The following is an 18,778-nucleotide window of genomic DNA, read 5'->3' as shown; positions in this document are numbered from 1 at the left end:
GAGTGGCCGTAGTGTCACCCTTCGTACCAAAGCGACAAAACTCATCACGGTGCGTACACATTTCTCGACACATTGCGGTGACTTTGGCCCTTACGTAGTGCGATCGTAACCTCACGTGCTTAAGTGCGAGGCGAGTTCCCGCTAGTGTCGCTGAGCACACCGACCGTCCGAGTGTTTCCTGACCGACCGGACGGTTCTTGACACCGAACATCTCCCAAGGGGTGCCAGATGCAGCAATTGCGCCTGACCCGAACACGTCGAGCGGCCCTGATCGGGCTCGCCGGGGTGCTCGCGGTCTCGCTCACCGCGTGCGCCGAGTCGAAGCGCGACGAGGCCGGAGGCGGTGGCACCGGAGGCACGATGGTCTTCGGCGACACCGGCAACCCGAAGATGTTCGACCCGGCGTTCAACGACGACGGCGAGACCTTCCGGATCACGCGGCAGATGCTCGACACGCTGATCCAGAACAAGCAGGGCACCGCTGAGCTCGAGCCTTCGCTCGCCACCAAGTGGGAGTCCAGCAACGACGGCAAGACCTGGACCTTCACCCTCAAGCAGGGCGTGAAGTTCAGCGACGGCACCGCCTTCGACGCCAGCGCGGTCTGCTTCAACTTCGACCGCTGGTACAACATGAAGGGCGCCGCCGCCCAGAGCCAGATGATCTACTACGGCGACGTCTTCGAGGGCTTCGCCAAGAACGAGGGCGACGCCGGCGGCGACCCCGTCTACAAGAGCTGCGAGGCGAAGGACCCGTCGACCGCGGTCATCAACCTCAACAAGGCCAAGGGTGCGTTCCCCGCCGCGTTCACGCTGCCGTCGTTCGCGATCCAGAGCCCGACCGCGATGAAGCAGCACGACGCGGACAAGGTCACGCAGTCCGGTGACTCCTTCACCTACAGCGACTACGCGTACAAGTTCGTGACCGGCACCGGCCCGTTCAAGTTCGACAGCTGGGACCAGGGCAAGGGCGAGATCACGCTGGTGCGCAACGACAGCAGCTACGCGCCGGCGAAGCTCGACAAGCTCGTCTTCAAGGTCATCCCGGACGAGAACGCCCGCAAGCAGGCCCTCAAGGCCGGCGACATCCAGGGTTACGACTACCCGGCCCCGGCCGACTACGGGCTGCTGCGCAACGAGGGTGAGCAGGTCCTCATCCGCCCGTCGTTCAACGTGCTGTACCTGGGCATCAACCAGTCGGGCAACCCGAAGCTGAAGGACGTGAAGGTCCGCCAGGCCCTGGCCTACGGCATCAACCGCGAGCAGTTCGTGAAGTCGAAGCTGGCCGAGGGTTCCGAGGTCGCGACCGAGTTCGTGCCGAAGGCCATCTCGGGCTACACCGACGACGTCACCAAGTACCCGTACGACCCGGCGAAGGCCAAGCAGCTGCTCGCCGAGGCCGGCGCCAGCAACCTGACGCTGAAGTTCTACTACCCGACCGAGGTCACCCGGCCCTACATGCCGAACCCGGCCGACACGTTCACCTCGATCTCCGAGGACCTGAAGAACATCGGCATCACCATCCAGCCCGTCGCCGAGCCGTGGAACGGTGGCTACAAGGACGACGTGCAGAAGTTCGGCAAGCAGGACCTGCACCTGCTCGGCTGGACCGGTGACTACAACGACGCCGGCAACTTCGTCGGCACGTTCTTCGGCCGCGAGAAGAAGGAGTTCGGGTTCAACAACCCCGACCTGTTCAACGCGCTGGCCCAGGCCGACGCCTCGCCGGCCGGTGACGCGCACGCCAAGGCCTACCAGGGCGTGAACAAGCAGATCATGGACTACCTGCCCGCCATCCCGATCGCCTACCCGACGCCGGCGATCGTGGTCGGTCCGAAGGTCAAGGGTGTGGTGGCCAGCCCGCTCACCGACGAACGCTTCAACAACGTCACGATCGGCTGACGTGCTCCGCTGAGCAGCCGGGCTGGGGGGCAGGTGCTACCGCGCCTGCCCCCTTTGCCCACGTTCCCGGGCTGTACACAAAGGACTACAAGTGCTCCGTTTCCTCGTGCGTCGGGTGCTACAAGCGATTCCGACGCTCCTCATCCTGTCCATCCTGGTCTTCGCCTGGTTGCGCTCCCTGCCCGGCGGCCCCGCGGCCGCGCTCCTGGGTGACAAGGCGACGCCGGAGAAGATCGCCAGCCTCAACCACGTGCTGGGCCTGGACCAGCCGATCATCCTGCAGTACTTCGGATTCCTCGGCCGCGCCGTGACCGGCGACTTCGGCAACTCCCTCGTCTCGGCTCAGCCGGTGATGGGCGAGATCGGCACGTTCCTGCCCGCCACCATCGAGCTCGGGCTCACGGCGATGATCATCGCGATCGTGCTCGGCGTGCCGTTCGGTTACCTGGCCGCGCGCTTCCGCGGTGGCATCCCCGACAACATCATCATCGTGCTGACGCTGATCGGCGTCGCGGTGCCGGTGTTCTTCCTCGGCTACATGATGCAGGACCTGCTCGCCGCCCCGCTCGGGCTGCCGTCGCAGGGCCGCCAGGCGCCCGGCATCGACGCCACGAGCATCACCAACTTCGCCATCCTCGACGGCATGATGACCGGTGAGTGGGACGCCGTCTGGGACGCGATCAAGCACTTGATCCTGCCGGCGTTCGCGCTGGCGACCATCCCGCTCGCGGTGATCACCCGCATCACGCGTGCGTCGGTGCTCGACGTGTTCAACGAAGACTTCCTCCGCACGGCCAACTCCAAGGGCCTGACGCAGTCGGTGATCCGGCGGCGGCACGTGCTGCGCAACGCGTTGCTGCCGGTGGTCACGACCATCGGCCTGCAGACCGGCGCGCTGCTCGGCGGCGCGGTGCTGACCGAGCGGGTCTTCAACTTCCGCGGCCTCGGCTTCCTCCTGGCCGAAGGCATCGAACGGCGCGACTACCCCCGGCTGCAGGCTCTGCTGCTGTTCGGGGCTCTGGTGTACGTGCTGGTGAACATGCTGGTCGACATCTCGTACGGGATCATCGACCCGAGGGTGCGTGTGCGATGAACACTTTGCTGGCCAAGAAAAAAGAACCGATCGACAAGCTGGCGAAGGCTTCGGCGAGCGGCCGCAGCCTCGGGGCCGAGGCCCTGCGGCGCATGGTGCGCAGCCCCGTCGCCATCACCGGTGGCGTGATCACGCTGCTGTTCCTGCTGCTGGCCATCTTCGCACCGCTGATCGCGCCGAAGGACCCGCAGATCCGCTACCTGCAGAGCCAGGTGGAGCTGGGCAAGGGCATCATCCCCGGCCCGAGCCCGGGCTTCCCGCTCGGCGTCGACGACTTCGGCCGCGACTTCCTGTCCCGGCTCATCGTCGGAGCGCAGCAGACGTTGATCGTCGGTGTGCTCGCGACCGTGATCGGCGTGCTGATCGGGGTGATCATCGGTGGGCTCGCCGGTGCGTTCGGCGGCTGGGTCGACACCGTCCTCATGCGACTGGTCGACGTGCTGCTGTCGTTCCCCTCGCTGCTGCTGGCGATCTCGATCGCGGCGCTGTTCGCGAAGCCGAGCCAGTGGACGGTGATCCTGGCCGTGTCGATCATCGGTGTGCCGATCTTCGCGCGGCTGCTGCGGGGTTCCATGCTGGCGCAACGGGAAGCCGACCACGTGCTGGCCGCGACGTCACTCGGCGTCAAACGCGGCACGATCGTCTTCCGCCACATGCTGCCCAACTCGCTGGGCCCGGTCATCGTGCAGGCCACGCTCACGCTGGCCACCGCGATCCTCGAGGCCGCGGCGCTGTCGTTCCTCGGCCTGGGCGACCCGGACCCGACGCGCGCGGAGTGGGGGCTGATGCTGGGCAACGCCTCGCGCCAGTTCCTCGACATCCGCCCGGAACTCGCGTACTACCCGGCCATCGCGATCATCGTGGTGGCGCTCGGGTTCACGCTGCTCGGCGAGTCACTGCGTGAAGCCCTCGACCCGAAGAACCGGCGGTAAGACCATGGCACTCCTCGAAGTCCGCGACCTCTCGGTCGTGTTCCAGCGCCGCGGTGAGAAGCCGTTCACCGCCGTCGACGGCGTCAGCTTCGACGTCGAACCCGGCCAGACCGTCGGGCTCGTGGGCGAGTCCGGCTGCGGCAAGTCCGTGACGTCGCTGGCGATCATGCGGCTGCTGGCCAAGCGCGGCAACAAGGTCAGCGGTTCGGTGTCGTTCGAGGGCACCGACCTGCTGAAGATCTCCGATCGCGAGATGCGCGACCGGCGTGGCCGCGACCTGGGCATGGTGTTCCAGGATCCGCTGTCCTCGCTCAACCCCGTGATCCCGATCGGGCTGCAGATCACCGAGGTGCTCGAACGCCACCGCGGGATGTCGCGCAGCAAGGCCAAGGTCGAGGCCGCGGACCTGCTCGACAAGGTTGGCATCCCGGACCCGACGCGGCGCCTTTCCGAGTACCCGCACCAGCTTTCGGGCGGGATGCGCCAGCGCGCGCTCATCGCGATCGCGCTCGCGTGCCGGCCGCGGCTGCTCATCGCCGACGAGCCGACGACCGCGCTCGACGTGACGATCCAGGCGCAGATCCTCGCGCTGCTGCGGGAGCTCGTGCAGGACACCGGCACCGCGCTGATCATGATCACGCACGACCTCGGTGTCGTCGCCGGCCTCTGCGACGAGGTCAACGTGCTCTACGGCGGCAAGATCGTGGAGCGCAACGAGCGCCACGCGCTGTTCGCCGAGCCGCGGCACCCGTACACCCACGGGCTGCTGGCCTCGATCCCGCGCCTCGACGAGGGCCGGGGCGAGAAGCTCGTGCCGATCCGCGGCTCCGTGGCCGACAACATCCCGTGGGAAGGCGGGTGCGCGTTCGCGCCGCGCTGCCCCAACGCGTTGCAGGTGTGCGAGGAGCGCTCGCCGCAGCTCGTGCCCGAGCGCGACGGCCTGCTGCGCTGCCACAACCCGGTGAAGCCCGCCGTGGCCACCGCAGGAGGGACCCGATGACGACCGAGGCGACCGAGGTGTTCACCCAGCCGGACACCGAATCGGACGTGCTGCTCGAGGTCACCGACCTCAAGGTGCACTTCCCGATCAAGCGCGGTGTCGTGGTCGACCGCACGGTGGGGCACGTGTACGCCGTGGACGGTGTCGACCTGTCGATCCGCCGCGGCGAGACCTACGGTCTGGTCGGCGAGTCCGGCTGCGGCAAGTCGACGCTGGGCCGCGCGATCCTGCGGCTCAACGAACCGACGGCCGGCAAGGTCGTGTTCGACGGCACCGACGTGGCCCACCTCAAGGGCGAGAAGCTGCGCAAGGCCCGCCGCCGCATGCAGATGATCTTCCAGGACCCCATGTCCAGCTTGGACCCCCGGCAGCCGGTCGAGTCGATCCTGCTGGAAGGCATGAAAGCCCACGGCCTGGCGAAGGACAAGGCGGCCACCGACCAGCGGCTGCGTGAGCTGCTGGGCGCGGTCGGCCTGCCGGAGACGGCGCTGCGGAAGTACCCGCACGAGTTCTCGGGCGGGCAGCGCCAGCGCATCGGCATCGCGCGGGCGCTGGCCGTGGAGCCGGACCTGATCGTGGCCGACGAACCGGTGTCGGCGCTCGACGTGTCGGTGCAGGCCCAGGTCGTGAACCTGCTGGAGGACCTGCAGAACGAGCTGGGACTCACCTACGTGGTGATCGCCCACGACCTCGCCGTCGTGCGGCACATCTCCGACCGCATCGGCGTGATGTACCTGGGCGCGCTGGTCGAGGAGACGACGTCGGCGGAGCTGTACGAGAACCCGCTGCACCCCTACACCCGGGCGCTGCTCTCGGCCATTCCCGTGCCCGACCCGGTCGTGGAGGACACCCGCGAGCAGATCCTGCTGGCGGGCGACCTGCCTTCGCCGGCAAACCCGCCGTCGGGCTGCCGCTTCCACACGCGCTGCCCGTGGCGGCAGGCGAGCCTGTGCGACACCGACCGCCCGCAGCTTCGGGAGATCGGCGAGGGGCACCGCGTGGCCTGCCACTACGCCGAGGACATCCGCGACGGCCGCATCCAGCCGCACGACGTGGAGCCGGAGCTGGTGGAGCTCACCGGGATGCTGAACCCGGACGTCGCGCCGGACATCGGCTCGGTGACCGAGATCCTGTGAGGCGAACGATCGGCGGCGCGTCCCGTGTGGACTCGCCGCCGATCGCTTTTTGTCGGGCGAGAGTCACGGCTGCAGGTCGATCGCGGCGCGGAACCCGCCGTCCATGTAGAACGGCGTGGAGTTGTGCTCGTGCACGATCCGCCACGCTCCGTCGATGCGGCGGAAGCACAGCGTCGAGCGGAACCACAGCGTGAACGGTTCGCTCATCCCCACCGGCACGGCCGACATCTTCGCCAGCGCCGTCGTGAACGCCAGGTCGCCGGATTCGGTCACCTCGACCTGGGTGTATTCATACGTCACCGGGCTGGTGAAGCCGCCGAACCACGTCGTGAGGAACTCCGCCGACGCGCCGGTGTTGCGCAGCGGCGGCGCGAGGTCGAACTTCACGGCTCCGTCGGCGTAACGGGCGACCAGGCGCTCGGGGTTTTTGGCGAACATCGCGGCGGTGCGCTCGGCCAGCAGGTCGCGAATCTCGTTCTCGGACATTCTGTGCTCTCCTTGAGTTCGTCGGGTTTCGCAGGGGACGTCGAAACCGCCGGCACGGCTTCGACATCCAGGGTGACGACGATTTCGAGGAGGCACCCGATGAAGTACCTGGTCCTGATCTACGGCAACCCGGCGTCGCGTTCGGCCTGGGCGGGGATGAGCGACGAGCAGAAGGCCGCGGGCCTGCGCGCGTACGTCGAGTTCAACGCTTCGCTGGACGACTCCGGCGAGCGGATCCTGTCCGAACGGCTGGCCGCGCCCGAGCTCACGAAGCAGGTGATCGTGCGCGACGACGAGGTCAGCACCACCGACGGGCCGTTCGCGGAGATCAAGGAGCAGCTCGCGGGCATCTACTTGCTGGAATGCGACAGCGAGGGACGCGCCCTGGAGATCGCCGCGCGGATCCCGGAGGCGCCGTACGCGACGATCGAGGTCCGGCCCGTGATGGGTCTGACCGGTGACGTGGACTTCGAGCTGTGAACGAGGGTCTCCTGCGCGAGCTGGCACCGCAGGTCCTCACCGCGCTCGTGCGCCGCTACGGCGGGTTCGACACGTGTGAGGACGCCGTGCAGGAGGCCCTGCTCGCCGCCGCCGTGCAGTGGCCGCGCGACGGCGTGCCGGACAACCCGAAGGGGTGGCTGATCACCACGGCGTCGCGCCGGCGGATCGAGCTGTTCCGCAGTGAAGCCGCACGTCAGCGGCGTGAGGAGGCGGTGTTCGCGCTCTCGTCACCCGAGCCGGACCCGGCGCCCGCGGTGGACGACACACTCACGTTGCTGCTGCTGTGCTGCCACCCAGCGTTGACGCGGCCTTCGCAGGTGGCGCTGACGTTGCGGGCCGTCGGCGGCCTGACGACGGCCGAGATCGCGCGGGCGTTCCTCGTGCCGGAATCGACGATCGGCCAGCGAATCAGCCGGGCGAAGCAGAAGGTGAAGGGCACCTCGTTCAGCCTGCCGCCGGCGGACGAACGGCCCGCTCGCGTCGCCGCGGTGCGGCAGGTGCTCTACCTCGTGTTCACGGAGGGGCACACGGCCAGCGAGGGTTCGGCCGTCGACCGGGTGGAGCTCACCGCCGAGGCCATCCGGCTCACCCGGCAGCTGCACGCCGAGCTGCCCGACGACGGCGAGGTCACGGGCCTGCTCGCGTTGATGCTGCTCACCAGCGCGCGCCGGGCCGCGCGGCTGGGGCCGCACGGCACGATGGTCCCGCTCGCGGAGCAGGACCGCTCGCGCTGGGACGCCGGCGCCATCGCCGAGGGCACGGCGCTGATCACCCACGCGCTGACGACCGCGCCCGTCGGCCCCTACCAGCTGCAGGCCGCGATCGCCGCCGTCCACGACGAGGCAGCCACGGCGGAGGACACCGACTGGCCGCAGATCCTGCTGCTCTACGACCTGCTGCGCCAGGTGGCGCCCGGCCCGATGGTCACGCTCAACCGGCTCGTGGCGCTCGCCATGGTCGAGGGCCCGGCCGTCGCGCTGGCCGAGCTCGACGCCGCCGAGCAGCCGGACCACTACCGCGTGGACGTCGTACGGGCGCACCTGCTGGAGCTGGCGGGGGACCGCTCCGGGGCGCGCGAGTACTACGCGGCGGCGGCCCGGCACACGCTGAGCTTGCCGGAGCGCCGGCACCTCGAACTGCGTGCTGCGTCCGATCGACCCTGACTCAAGTCGGACCCCACCCCCGACTGAAGGGTGACGCCCGCGCACCAGGGCCCCGGTACGCTGCTGGGGCAGACGAAACCGGCAAGCCACGGGGGGTAGGCGTAGTGAACATCGACCACGTGCTGGAGGCGATTCCTCCGCTGTCGGTCTATCTCCTCGTGGGTTTCGTCGTGATGATCGAGAGCCTCGGGATCCCTCTGCCCGGTGAGATCGTGCTCGTGAGTGCGGCTCTGCTGGCTTCGTCGCACGGTGGCCTCAGCCCGCTGTGGATCGGCATCCTCGCCAGCGCCGGCGCCATCATCGGCGACAGCATCGGCTACCTCATCGGGCGCAAGGGCGGTAAACGCCTCTTCGACTGGGCGGGCAGGAAGTTCCCCAAGCACTTCGGGCCGGCGCACATAGCCAACGCGGAACGGATGTTCCACAAACGCGGCATGTGGGCCGTTTTCTTCGGCCGCTTCGTCGCGGTGCTGCGCATCCTCGCCGGGCCACTGGCGGGCTCGCTCAACATGCACTACCCGCGCTTCCTCGTCGCGAACGCCCTGGGTGGCATCGTCTGGGCCGGTGGCACCACCGCGTTGATCTACTACCTGGGTGTGGTCGCGGACAAGTGGCTCAAGGGCTTCCAGTGGGCGGGCCTCGGCGCCGCGCTGGTCATCGGCGTGATCGTGACGCTGGTGCTGAAGAAGCGCATGTCGCGCAACCACCCGGACGCGGCCGAGCAGAAGGACGACGCGGTCGCCTAAGGCGTTTCCGGCGCGGTCAACGTGGCCGCGAGCCGCTTCGCCGTGCGGAACGGCTCGGCGCCCTGGGTGACCACCGACGTGACCGCGGCGCCCTCCAGCAGGAGCATCAGCTCGTCGGCCAGGGTTTCCGCCCGCTTCGGCCGGCTGTGCCGGAGCTGGTTCAGCAGGTAGCCGTGCAACGCGGTCTTGTGGTGGCGCACGACCTCGCGCACCGGGTCGGCCGGATCGGGGAACTCCGAAGTGGCGTTGAGGAAGCCGCAGCCGCGGTAGCTGTCGCGTGAGAACCAGGCTTCGTAGGCGTCGAACACGGCCAGCACCCGCGCCACCGGATCGATGTGCGCGGCGGTGATCCGGTCGATCTCCTCCTGCCACCGCCGGTCCCGTTCTCGCAGGTAGGCGACGACGAGGCGGCTCTTCGAGCCGAAGTTGCCGTAGAGGGCCGCCTTCGTGACACCCGCTTCGGCCACCACGGTGTCGACGCCGACGGCGTGAATGCCTTCGCGGTAGAACAACGCCGACGCGGCCTCGAGCACCTTGGCTGCGGCGTCGCCGGGCCGGGTCCGAACCACTGCTTCTCCAGACTGTTCTGTCTCTGCGCTGAGCAGGGCACAGCCTAGCATCGGTTGACACCAGACAGACCTGTCTGTTTAGTGTCGGCAATGGTGCGGATCAGCGAGGAGACGACCGGGCGCTGGGTGTCCACCGCCGCGATCGGCGCGGGCGTGATCGCCCTCTGCTACGGGTTCGCGCGGTATGCCTACGGGCTGTTCGTGCCGCGGTTCGGCGAGACGTTCGGGCTCACGACGGTCGGTGTCGGCGTGCTCGGCGGCCTGTCCACCGCGGGCTATGGCGCCGGGCTACTGGTGACCCTGTGGACGGCCTCGAGGTCGCCGCGCGGCACCGTCGTGCTGGCCGCGGCGTCGGCCGCGGTGGGGCTCGGGCTCATGGCCGCCGCGGCGAACGTGGTCCTGTTCGGCGCCGGGATCGTGATCGCGGGCGCCAGTGCGGGCCTGGTCTCGCCCGGCGTCGCGCAGCTGATCGGGGAAACGGTCGGCGTGCGCCGCAGGGTCCGCGCGCAGACCTGGGCGAACACCGGCACCGGCCTCGGGCTGGCGGCGTCGGCCTTCACCCCGCTGCTGGCGCTCGGCTGGCCACTGATCTGGGCGGCGTTCGCCGGGCTCGCCGTGGTGATGACGCTGCTCGCGTGGCGGACCTTGCCGCGTGCCGAGAGTCCGGTGCCCTCGGGTGCCGTTCGTGGGCTGGGCCCCCTCGTGGCCAACTCGGTGCTGATCGGGATGACGAGTGCGCCGTACTGGACGTTTTCCAGCTCCCGCCTCACCGCGGCGGGCCTCAGCGGGGCCGCGGTGACCTGGTGCTGGTTCACGATCGGCGTGGCCGGACTGATCGGCGGACTGGCCGGCCACGCCGCCGAACGCTTCGGGCTGCGCGCCGCGAACCTCGGCACCTGGACGCTCGCGGCGGCCGGGATCGCGTTGCTCGCGCTGCCGGACCTCCCAGTGCCCGGGGCGCTGGTCTCGAGTGCGCTGTTCGGCTCCACGTACATGGCGCTGACCGGGCTGTGCATCCTCTGGGCCGACCGCCTGCTTCCCGGGAGCCCGGCCCGGGGCGTCACCTGGTCGTTCGTCGGCCTCGGTGTGGGGCAGACCGCGGCGTCACCCCTGGCCGGGGCGGCGGCGGCCGGGATCGGGCTGCCCGCCGTGTTCGGTCTGGCCGGCCTGGTGGCCCTCGCGGCGTGGAGCCAGCTCGACGACCGGCTGGCGCCGCCCGGTCGGGTCGCTTAGGCCGGCAGCAGTTCCTCGTCGGGCGTCAGGGTGGGTTTGCGCCTGAGCGAACCCAGCAGCACCCCGCCGATGACCACGACCGCGGCGACGATCTCGAGTACCGTGGGCACCTCGTCGAGCACGAAGTACGACGCGGTGAGCCCAACCACCGGCACGAGCAGCGAGAACGGCGCGACGACACCGGCCGGGTGGTGCTTCATCAGAGTGGTCCAGATCCCGCTGCCGACGACCGTGCCGAAGATGACGACGTAGGCCATGCCCGCGACGGCGACCAGGCCTTCGGTGGAGCCGAGCGTGGTGAGAGAGTGCCAGCCGGCCGTCGGGCCTTCGAAGATGGCCGACAACGCGAGCATCGGCAGTGGCGGCACCACGGACATCCACAGCATGAAGTGCACCGGGTTGTCGGGCGTCGCGCGGCGCATCGCCAGGTTGCCGAACGCCCAGCTCAGCGCACCGAGCAAGGTCAGGATCACCGGCAGCAGCGCGGCGTGGGCCGATTGCTGCCAGGCGATGGCCGTCATGCCGGCCACGGCCAGCAGGATGCCGGCGAGCTGCCGCCCGGACACGCGTTCGCGCAGCAGCACGGCGCCGAGCAGGACCGTGAACGGCGCGGACGCCTGCAGCACCAGCGACGCCAGCCCCGTCGGCATGCCGATGTCCATGGCCACGAACAGGAACGCGAACTGGCCGGTGCCGAACCCGAGACCGTAGCCCAGCAGGTAACGCAGCTTCACCTTCGGCCACGGCACGAACAGGATCGTCGGGATCGCGATGAGCGCGAACCGCAGCGCACCGGCGAACATCGGCGGGAAGTGGCCCAGTGCGGCGTGGATGGCGAGGAAGTTGCACCCCCACAACACGGCGACGAGCACGGCGAGGAGACGGTCACGTGCGGGCATGACCTCCACTGTGCAGATCGAAATCGTGAAGGACCAGCGAGAATAATTGCACTGACTGTTTAGTGCGGCTTCACATAAACTGCATATCGTGGACCTCGGCAGACTCCGGACCTTGCGGGAGTTCGCGGACCGCGGCAGCGTCACGGCCGCGGCCAGGGCCCTGCACTGCACCCCTTCAGCGGTGTCCCAGCAGCTGCGCGCCCTCCAGTCGGAGGTCGGTCTGCCCCTCACCGAGCCCGACGGCCGCGGCCTGCGGCTCACCGACGCCGGCCGCGCGCTCGTCGCCCGCGCCGACGAGGTGCTCGCCGCACTGGACCGCGCGGAATCCGAGCTCGACACGTACCGCAGCGCCCCGCGCGGCCGCGTCCGCATCGCGATCTTCCAGTCGGCGGGCCTGATGCTGCTGCCCGGCTTGCTCACCCGCGTCGCCGCGTACGACGGCCTCGAGGTGGACGTCCGCGATGTCGACATGACGCCTTCCGACGTGCCCGGCCTGGTCGCGGACTACGACGTCGTCGTGACCCACCGCGACGAGCACGCCGGCGAGTTCTCGTCCGATCGGCTCGAGGTCGTACCCCTGCTGCGCGAGCCCCTCGACGTCGCCCTGCCCGCCGGCCACCCCCTGGCCCGCCGGCGCCGCGTGGACCTCGCCGACCTCGCCGACGAACGCTGGATCTCCGTCGACCACGGCTTCCCCGTCGACGACGTGCTGCGCTCGCTCACCGTCCGCACGGGGATGCGGCCGCAGATCGTCCAGCGCATCAACGACTTCCGCATCACCGAACGCCTCGTCGCCGCGGGCCACGGCATCGCCCTCCTGCCCCGCCACACCATGGACACCCGCCGCGGCAGCGGCCTGGTCGGGCGCCCACTGGCCGGCATCCGGGCCGCGCGCCTGGTGGAGGTGGTGTGCCGGCGCGGTGCGTTGTCCCGCCCGGCGGTGGCGACGGTGATCGCGGAGCTGCGAGCGGAGGTGGCGGTGTTGACGGATCGGGCGGGTTAGCGTTCGCGCTTGGTGTTGGTGGCGAGCAGGTGCTGGTCAGAGGGTTGTCGGGGAGGCCTCCGCTTGCACGGCGCTCGTCGTGGTCCTGTCGGCGAGGCAGGCGAGCGTGAGGCCGGTTGAGGCTCGCGTTGAGTCTGCGTGGTCCCGTCACCCCGGGGAAGCTTCGGTCTCGTTGGTGCGGCGGTTCGGCTTCGGCGCGAGCGCTGCTGAGCTGCGGGTGCGGGGCGTGTCGCGGTCCTTGCAGCGAGGTGGGTGCTCGCAGCCGAGCCAAGCTGGTCGTGGGCGGCGGCGTTGAACGGCAGCAGCGCTGCCGATCAGCGGCCAGCAGCGTCGCTGCGCCGGTGGCCGGCGGGTCGGCGGGTCGGCGGGTCGGCGGTGAGAGCGGAGCCGGTGCAGCGCGTGTCGCGGTCGTCGCAACAGGGCAAGTGCTCGTAGCCGAGCCATGCTGGTCGTGGCGGCTGCGGCGGCGCCGAACGAAAGCAGCGCTGCCGATCAGCGGCCCGCGGCGTTGCGGCGCCGGTGACCGGCGGGTCGGCGGTGAGAGCGCGGCGGGTGCAGCGTGTGTCGTGATCCTTGCGGTGAAGCAGGTGCTCGTAGCCGGGCCGGGCTGGTGGTGGCGGCGGCGTTGAACGGATGCAGCGTTGTCGACCTGCGGCGTCGGCTGCTGCTGCGGACGACGAAGGTGATCGCCACGACGAGCAGTGTTGCGGCGCCGGTGACCGGCGGGTCGGCGGTGAGAGCGCGGCGGGTGCAGCGTGTGTCGTGATCCTTGCGGTGAAGCAGGTGCTCGTAGCCGGGCCGGGCTGGTGGTGGCGGCGGCGCCGAACGAAAGCAGCGTTGTCGACCTGCGGAGTCAGCTCCGGCTGCGTGCGCCGCGGCGGACGCCGAAGGTGATCGCCACGCCCAGCAGTGTTGCGACGCCGAAGGAGAGCAGCATGCTGACCAGCGGTTCGTCGATCAGTTCGCCGCCCGCGTAGCCGAGGAAGGCGACGTATGACACCCACAGCGCGCCGCCGATCGCCGATGCCGGGAAGAACTCCCCCATCGGCCAGCGCAGGGAACCGGCGAGCAGCGAACCGACCGTGCCGCCCGAGGGGAGCCAGCGGGCGAGGACCAGGATGGGCCGCGGGTGGCGCTGCAGGCGACCGTCGAGCCAGGCCAGGCCGGCCGCCATCTTGCGTCGGCGGCCGAGGCGCTCCAGCACGCGCGCGCCGCCGAAGCGGCCCAGGGCGTACAAGACCTGGTCGGACAGGAGGCAGCCGGCGGTGGCGACCGTGATCACCACGGCCAGCGACGTCCCGCCCTGCGCCGCCGCGATGCCCATGCCGAGGATCGTCACCTCGGTGGGCAGCAGGGGCACCAGCGAGACGACGAACAGCACGACGAGCCCTGCTGTCGTTGCGTCCATTTCTCCATTAACCGCCGTGCGCGGGCGGATGAGTCCCGTTCACCGTGTACTCACAGCAAGCCACAGGCCGTACACAGCTTCCGCGAACCATGACAGCAGCTGTCATGGTTGCCCGCCAAGGTCATCGGCATGAACCTTTCGGGAAGAGTCGCCCTCGTCGCGGGCGGCACGCGCGGGGCGAGCCGCGCGATCGCCGTGGAACTGGGGCGTGCGGGCGCGTTCGTCTACGTCACCGGCCGCTCGACGCGCGCGGGACGGTCCGAAGTGGACCGTCCGGAGACGATCGAGGAGACCGTTTCGCTGGTGGAACAGGCGGGCGGCCGCGGCGAGGCCATGCGCGTGGACCACCTGGTGCCCGCCGAGGTCGCCGCGCTGGCCGCCCGGCTCGAGCGCCTCGACATCCTCGTCGACGGCCTCTGGGGCGGCGACCGCCACCTGGAGTGGGGCAAGCCGGTGTGGGAGCACTCGCTGGAGGCGAGCCTGCGCATGATCCGCCTGGGGATCGACGCGCACCTGATCACGAGCCACTTCCTGCTGCCGCTGCTCATCCGCCAACCGGGCGGCTTGGTGGTGGAGCTGACCGACGGCACCGCTTCGTACAACGCTAAGTACCGCGAAGGCACTTCGCTGCCGTTCTACCTGGCCAAGGCCGCCGCCCATCCCCTGGCGATCGGGGAGGCTGCTGAGCTGGCTCCCTTCGGTGCCACGGCCGTCGCCTTCACCCCTGGGTACCTGCGGTCCGAGGCGATGCTGGAGATCTACGGCGTCGCGGAGTCCAACTGGCGCGATGCTTGTGCACGGGTGCCGCACTTCGAGATCTCGGAATCGCCGACGTTCTGCGGCCGCACGATCGTGGCGTTGGCGGCGGATCCGGACCGCTCACGCTGGAGCGGCCAGACGGTGAGCAGCGGACAACTCGCACAGGCCTACGCGGTGGACGACGTGGACGGCAGTCGGCCGGATGCGTGGCGGTACCTGGAGGAGGTGGTGGACGTCGGAAAACCGGCTGATACCACGGGTTATCGCTGAGCGCTGATTTGGCCGGAGTTGTCCACAGGCACGCGGAGTTGTGGACAACTTCGGCCTCGGCGGCTTTGTCGCGGGGTTTTGTCGGGGGTGGCCGATAGATTGTCGGGGGTGGCCGATAGAATGGACATGGGCACGCTCCCTTTGGAAGGGCGGGGGTTGCTGCCAGACGGGGTTGCTGCCAGACGGGGTTGCTGCCAGACGGGGTTGCTGCCAGACGGGGTTGCTGCCAGACGGGATTGCTGCTGCCAGGGCCGCCTACCGCTGAGCGTTTCGCGCAGCCATCTCAGCACCGATCCCCGCCAATGCCGCACGCAAATCCAGAGGCTCAACAACCTCCACCCCCGGACTCAACGCCACCAGCTGCCCCAACCCGATCTCCTCACCTTCCAGCGCGAGATCCGCCGACACCCACCCGTCCGCCTCCGGCTCGCCCGACGACACCACCGTGTCCGCCAGGTGCTCACCACCGAAAACTCGCCGCAGGCCCCGAACAGCGACAGGACTCAGCCGCACCCGGACCCGCAACGGGCGCGCCACCTGCTCGAACGTCGCCGACGACGTGCGCCACCAAGCCGGCAGGTCGAAGTCAGCCGGACGCGAGAATGACGCAAGCTCCTCAGCCTGCTCGATCCGGGACACCCGATAGGTGCGATAACCACCGCCCACCCCGGCGACGAGGTACCACACGCCCGCCTTCAGCACGAGCCCGAGCGGCTCCAGCTCACGGAAAGCGACCGTCCCGTCCTTGCGCCGGTAGGAAATCGCGAGCCGGCGCTGGGCCCAGACCGCGCGGGAGACCGAAGCCAGCGCAGGAGGCTGGTCAGCGGCCCCGAACCACCCAGGTGCATCGAGGTGGAACCGGCCGGCCACCAGCGTCGCGTGGTCGCGCAGTTGCGAAGGCATGCCGGCCGACACCTTCGCGCGCGCGGCGCTGCCGGCCGTGTCGAGACCGAGGCCCGCCAGCGCTTCCGGCGCCCCTAACGCGAACAACGCCACGGCTTCCCGCGCCGTCAGCCCCTCGAGCCCGGCCTTCCAGCCCTCGACCAGCCGCACGCCACCGTGGCGTCCCGGCTCCGTCCACAGTGGAACGCCCGCGTCGCGCAGGGCCGCGAGGTCCCGGTGCATCGTGCGTTCCGATACGCCCAGCTCGGCGGCCAGCGAAGAGGCGGTCGCGCTGCGGCGGCGCTGCAGGGTGAACAGCAGCGCGACCAGCCTCTCCGCTTTCATCCCAACGACATCAGCGGTTGGCGCGGTTGACCGCGCTCACCACGGCGCGCAGCGACGACGTGACGATCGACGGGTCGATGCCCACACCCCAGAACACGCGGTCGGAGATCGCGCACTCGATGTACGACGCCGCGCGCGAGTCGTCGCCCGGGGTCAGGGTGTGTTCGCTGTAGTCCAGGAGCCGCAGGTCGAAGCCGACGGTGGACAGGGCGTCGAAGAAGGCTGCGATGGGGCCGTTGCCGCGGCCGGTGATGTCGTGCTCGTCGCCTTCGACGGTCACTGTGGCTTCGATGTCGTACTCGCCGCCGCCGTTGTCGGTCACGCGCTGGCGCACCAGCTCCAGCGGGGTGCGCGGCTCGAGGTACTCCTTCGAGAACGCGTTCCACATCGTCGCCGGGTCGACCTCGCCGCCCTCGGTGTCGGTGTAGGCCTGGACCACCTTCGAGAACTCGATCTGCAGCCGGCGCGGCAGGTCGAGCTGGTGCTCGGCCTTCATGATGTAGGCCACGCCGCCCTTGCCCGACTGCGAGTTCACGCGGATCACGGCCTCGTACGTGCGGCCGACGTCCTTCGGGTCGATCGGCAGGTACGGGACCTCCCACGGGTAGTCCTCGACCGGCACGCCCGCCTTGTCGGCGGCGTCCTTCAGCGCGTCGAGACCCTTGTTGATCGCGTCCTGGTGGCTGCCGGAGAACGCGGTGAACACCAGGTCGCCGCCCCACGGCGTGCGCTCGGCCACGGGCAGCTGGTTGCAGTACTCGACGGTGCGCTTGATCTCGTCGATGTCGGAGAAGTCGATCTGCGGGTCCACACCCTGGCTGAACAGGTTCATGCCCAGCGCGACGAGGTCGACGTTGCCGGTGCGCTCGCCGTTGCCGAACAGACAGCCCTCGATGCGGTCGGCGCCGGCCTGGTACCCCAGCTCGGCCGCGGCGATGCCGGTGCCGCGGTCGTTGTGCGGGTGCAGCGACAGGATCACCGAGTCCCGGCGGGCCAGGTTGCGGCTCATCCACTCGATCGAGTCGGCGTAGACGTTCGGCGTCGCCATCTCGACGGTGGCCGGCAGGTTCAGGATCACCGGCTTCTCCGGCGTCGGCTGCCAGATCTCGGTCACGGCGTTGCACACCTCGAGCGCGTACGACAGCTCGGTGCCGGTGTAGGACTCGGGCGAGTACTGGAAGCGGAAGTCGGTGTCCGGCTGCTTCGCGGCCAGCTCCAGGACCATTTCCGCGCCCTGCGTCGCGATCTTCTTGATGCCCTCGCGCTCCTCGCGGAACACCACACGCCGCTGCAGGATCGACGTCGAGTTGTAGATGTGCACGATCGCGCGCGGTGCGCCTTCGAGCGACTTGAACGTGCGCTCGATCAGCTCGGGACGGCACTGCGTGAGCACCTGGATGCTCACGTCGTCGGGGATCGCGCCCTCGTCGATGATCTCGCGGACGAAGTCGAAGTCCGTCTGCGAAGCCGCCGGGAAACCGACCTCGATCTCCTTGTAACCCATGCGCACCAGCAGGTCGAAGAACTTGCGCTTGCGCGCCGGCGACATCGGGTCGATCAGGGCCTGGTTGCCGTCACGCAGGTCCACCGCGCACCACAGCGGCGCGCGCTCGATGCGCTTGTTCGGCCAGGTGCGGTCGGGCAGGTCGATGTTCTCGATCAGCTCGTACCACGGCTTGTAGCGGTGGACCGGCATCGAGGTGTTGCGCTGGGGGTTCCACTTCGGCTGCCCCTCGGGCGCCGGGCGCGAGGGCGTGCGAACGCGGGAAGTGTTCGTGCGGGGGTCGGTCGTGCTCATGGGTAGAGACGTCTCCTGACGAGGTGGGTGCTTACGACCGGCACCACAAAGCCCCGCGACGAGGAGCCGGTCTGGTCAGGCCCCGTCGCGGCAGCGAAGCAGGAGAGCACGCGCCACCCAGCCACCTTAACCACGGACCGCCACGGTTGTGAAGTCACCTCCGCGATCGAACTGTTACGTCCGGTGTCCACCGGGTGTTACCAGCGGGTAGCGGCTGACAGTGTGACGTGCCAGACTGCCGGGCATGGGCGAGCACGCCGAACAGGCATCCGACGCGGAAACCGAGTCGCGGCCGAAGCGCGCCGAGATCGACTGGCGGCGCACCCGTGAGCAGGCGTTTTCCTTCTTGGCCACGCTGGTGCGCTGGGTCGGGCTGATCTTCGCCGCGATCCTCGTGCTGCACGTGATCTTCGTGGTCGGGGAGGCCAATCCGGACAACGGAATCGTCTCGTTCGTCCGAAGCTGGGCCGACGGCCTGTCCATCGGCTTCAAGGACCTCTTCACCCCGAGTGACGCGAAACTCAGGGTGCTGGTCAACTACGGCATCGCGGCGATCTTCTGGCTCGTGGTGTCCGGGATCGTCGCGAAGATCCTCCGGCGCATCGGCGGCGGCATTTCTTGAGTGCGGACCGTCCCGCACGCGGACGGCCCGCACT

Annotated in this window: 18 protein-coding genes; 12 read left to right on the top strand and 6 right to left on the bottom strand. The window is 69.5% G+C overall.

The window, feature by feature from the left end:
* Positions 1-228 precede the first annotated feature (228 nt).
* The 5 genes from ACWEOE_RS32780 to ACWEOE_RS32760 all read left to right on the top strand — a co-directional run bounded on the left by ACWEOE_RS32780 (position 229) and on the right by ACWEOE_RS32760 (position 6,060).
* Complete coding sequence (locus ACWEOE_RS32780; RefSeq protein WP_452016049.1) at positions 229-1,899, top strand: ABC transporter substrate-binding protein; 1,671 nt, start codon at positions 229-231, stop codon at positions 1,897-1,899.
* Positions 1,900-1,990: 91 nt separating this feature from the next.
* Positions 1,991-2,992, top strand: coding sequence for an ABC transporter permease (locus tag ACWEOE_RS32775; protein ID WP_452016047.1), 1,002 nt, complete (start codon positions 1,991-1,993; stop codon positions 2,990-2,992).
* Positions 2,989-3,924 (top strand): ABC transporter permease, encoded by a 936-nt coding sequence (locus ACWEOE_RS32770; RefSeq protein WP_452016045.1) that lies wholly within the window; start codon positions 2,989-2,991, stop codon positions 3,922-3,924. The genes ACWEOE_RS32775 and ACWEOE_RS32770 overlap by 4 nt, the downstream gene beginning before the upstream one ends.
* Before the next feature lie 4 nt (positions 3,925-3,928).
* Positions 3,929-4,924, top strand: a complete 996-nt coding sequence (locus ACWEOE_RS32765; RefSeq protein WP_452016043.1) for an ABC transporter ATP-binding protein — start codon at positions 3,929-3,931, stop codon at positions 4,922-4,924.
* Positions 4,921-6,060 carry an ABC transporter ATP-binding protein gene (locus tag ACWEOE_RS32760; protein ID WP_452016041.1) on the top strand — a complete coding sequence of 380 codons (1,140 nt, stop codon included), beginning with the start codon at positions 4,921-4,923 and terminating at the stop codon, positions 6,058-6,060. Before ACWEOE_RS32765 ends, ACWEOE_RS32760 begins: the two co-directional genes overlap by 4 nt.
* Positions 6,061-6,123: 63 nt before the next feature.
* On the opposite strand, the gene ACWEOE_RS32755 is transcribed toward ACWEOE_RS32760, so the two are convergent.
* Positions 6,124-6,546 (bottom strand): YybH family protein, encoded by a 423-nt coding sequence (locus tag ACWEOE_RS32755; RefSeq protein ID WP_452016039.1) that lies wholly within the window; start codon positions 6,544-6,546, stop codon positions 6,124-6,126.
* Positions 6,547-6,645: 99 nt separating this feature from the next.
* Here ACWEOE_RS32755 and ACWEOE_RS32750 point away from each other — a divergent pair, with 99 nt between their 5' ends.
* From ACWEOE_RS32750 to ACWEOE_RS32740, 3 genes are all read left to right on the top strand, one after another.
* Positions 6,646-7,026: a YciI family protein gene (locus tag ACWEOE_RS32750; protein WP_452016037.1), complete on the top strand. Its 381-nt coding sequence runs from the start codon at positions 6,646-6,648 to the stop codon at positions 7,024-7,026.
* The gene (locus ACWEOE_RS32745; RefSeq protein WP_452016035.1) at positions 7,023-8,210 is read left to right on the top strand and encodes an RNA polymerase sigma factor; all 1,188 of its coding nucleotides are present in this window, start codon (positions 7,023-7,025) and stop codon (positions 8,208-8,210) included. The genes ACWEOE_RS32750 and ACWEOE_RS32745 overlap by 4 nt, the downstream gene beginning before the upstream one ends.
* 104 nt (positions 8,211-8,314) lie before the next feature.
* Positions 8,315-8,956, top strand: coding sequence for a DedA family protein (locus ACWEOE_RS32740; RefSeq protein WP_452016033.1), 642 nt, complete (start codon positions 8,315-8,317; stop codon positions 8,954-8,956).
* Here ACWEOE_RS32740 and ACWEOE_RS32735 read toward each other — a convergent pair.
* Complete coding sequence (locus ACWEOE_RS32735; protein WP_452016031.1) at positions 8,953-9,525, bottom strand: TetR/AcrR family transcriptional regulator; 573 nt, start codon at positions 9,523-9,525, stop codon at positions 8,953-8,955. The genes ACWEOE_RS32740 and ACWEOE_RS32735 overlap by 4 nt on opposite strands.
* A gap of 90 nt (positions 9,526-9,615) precedes the next feature.
* Here ACWEOE_RS32735 and ACWEOE_RS32730 point away from each other — a divergent pair, with 90 nt between their 5' ends.
* The gene (locus tag ACWEOE_RS32730; RefSeq protein ID WP_452016029.1) at positions 9,616-10,758 is read left to right on the top strand and encodes an MFS transporter; all 1,143 of its coding nucleotides are present in this window, start codon (positions 9,616-9,618) and stop codon (positions 10,756-10,758) included.
* Here the strand turns inward: ACWEOE_RS32730 and ACWEOE_RS32725 are convergent.
* Complete coding sequence (locus ACWEOE_RS32725; RefSeq protein ID WP_452016027.1) at positions 10,755-11,657, bottom strand: EamA family transporter; 903 nt, start codon at positions 11,655-11,657, stop codon at positions 10,755-10,757. The two genes, ACWEOE_RS32730 and ACWEOE_RS32725, sit on opposite strands and share 4 nt — an antisense overlap.
* 88 nt (positions 11,658-11,745) lie before the next feature.
* On the opposite strand from ACWEOE_RS32725, the gene ACWEOE_RS32720 reads away from it, so the two are divergent.
* Complete coding sequence (locus tag ACWEOE_RS32720; protein ID WP_452016025.1) at positions 11,746-12,660, top strand: LysR family transcriptional regulator; 915 nt, start codon at positions 11,746-11,748, stop codon at positions 12,658-12,660.
* 853 nt (positions 12,661-13,513) lie between these two features.
* Here ACWEOE_RS32720 and ACWEOE_RS32715 read toward each other — a convergent pair.
* Complete coding sequence (locus ACWEOE_RS32715; protein WP_452016023.1) at positions 13,514-14,068, bottom strand: DedA family protein; 555 nt, start codon at positions 14,066-14,068, stop codon at positions 13,514-13,516.
* Positions 14,069-14,197: 129 nt separating this feature from the next.
* On the opposite strand from ACWEOE_RS32715, the gene ACWEOE_RS32710 reads away from it, so the two are divergent.
* Entirely contained in the window at positions 14,198-15,097 is a 900-nt protein-coding gene (locus tag ACWEOE_RS32710) for an SDR family oxidoreductase (RefSeq protein ID WP_452016021.1), read from the top strand.
* 255 nt (positions 15,098-15,352) lie between these two features.
* Here ACWEOE_RS32710 and ACWEOE_RS32705 read toward each other — a convergent pair whose 3' ends face one another.
* Positions 15,353-16,324 carry a helix-turn-helix transcriptional regulator gene (locus tag ACWEOE_RS32705; protein WP_452016019.1) on the bottom strand — a complete coding sequence of 324 codons (972 nt, stop codon included), beginning with the start codon at positions 16,322-16,324 and terminating at the stop codon, positions 15,353-15,355.
* A 10-nt stretch (positions 16,325-16,334) separates the two neighbouring features.
* The gene (leuA, locus tag ACWEOE_RS32700) at positions 16,335-18,122 is read right to left on the bottom strand and encodes a 2-isopropylmalate synthase (protein WP_452016017.1); all 1,788 of its coding nucleotides are present in this window, start codon (positions 18,120-18,122) and stop codon (positions 16,335-16,337) included.
* 244 nt (positions 18,123-18,366) lie between these two features.
* Here leuA and ACWEOE_RS32695 point away from each other — a divergent pair, with 244 nt between their 5' ends.
* Positions 18,367-18,744, top strand: coding sequence for a hypothetical protein (locus ACWEOE_RS32695; RefSeq protein WP_452016015.1), 378 nt, complete (start codon positions 18,367-18,369; stop codon positions 18,742-18,744).
* The last annotated feature ends 34 nt before the right edge of the window (positions 18,745-18,778 follow it).

The organism is Amycolatopsis sp. NPDC004368, from assembly GCF_053602515.1.
Note: the sequence above shows the minus strand (reverse complement) of the source record. Positions and strands in the feature narration are given on the sequence as shown.

Bases quoted from the DNA above. Each gene is read 5' to 3' on its own strand.
- ACWEOE_RS32725 (WP_452016027.1), bottom strand. From the start codon at position 11,657: ATGCCCGCACGTGACCGTCTCCTCGCCGTGCTCGTCGCCGTGTTGTGG.
- ACWEOE_RS32760 (WP_452016041.1), top strand. From the start codon at position 4,921: ATGACGACCGAGGCGACCGAGGTGTTCACCCAGCCGGACACCGAATCG.
- ACWEOE_RS32695 (WP_452016015.1), top strand. From the start codon at position 18,367: ATGGGCGAGCACGCCGAACAGGCATCCGACGCGGAAACCGAGTCGCGG.
- ACWEOE_RS32750 (WP_452016037.1), top strand. From the start codon at position 6,646: ATGAAGTACCTGGTCCTGATCTACGGCAACCCGGCGTCGCGTTCGGCC.
- ACWEOE_RS32705 (WP_452016019.1), bottom strand. From the start codon at position 16,324: ATGAAAGCGGAGAGGCTGGTCGCGCTGCTGTTCACCCTGCAGCGCCGC.
- ACWEOE_RS32710 (WP_452016021.1), top strand. From the start codon at position 14,198: ATGAACCTTTCGGGAAGAGTCGCCCTCGTCGCGGGCGGCACGCGCGGG.
- leuA (WP_452016017.1), bottom strand. From the start codon at position 18,122: ATGAGCACGACCGACCCCCGCACGAACACTTCCCGCGTTCGCACGCCC.
- ACWEOE_RS32755 (WP_452016039.1), bottom strand. From the start codon at position 6,546: ATGTCCGAGAACGAGATTCGCGACCTGCTGGCCGAGCGCACCGCCGCG.
- ACWEOE_RS32715 (WP_452016023.1), bottom strand. From the start codon at position 14,068: ATGGACGCAACGACAGCAGGGCTCGTCGTGCTGTTCGTCGTCTCGCTG.
- ACWEOE_RS32780 (WP_452016049.1), top strand. From the start codon at position 229: ATGCAGCAATTGCGCCTGACCCGAACACGTCGAGCGGCCCTGATCGGG.
- ACWEOE_RS32730 (WP_452016029.1), top strand. From the start codon at position 9,616: ATGGTGCGGATCAGCGAGGAGACGACCGGGCGCTGGGTGTCCACCGCC.
- ACWEOE_RS32770 (WP_452016045.1), top strand. From the start codon at position 2,989: ATGAACACTTTGCTGGCCAAGAAAAAAGAACCGATCGACAAGCTGGCG.
- ACWEOE_RS32765 (WP_452016043.1), top strand. From the start codon at position 3,929: ATGGCACTCCTCGAAGTCCGCGACCTCTCGGTCGTGTTCCAGCGCCGC.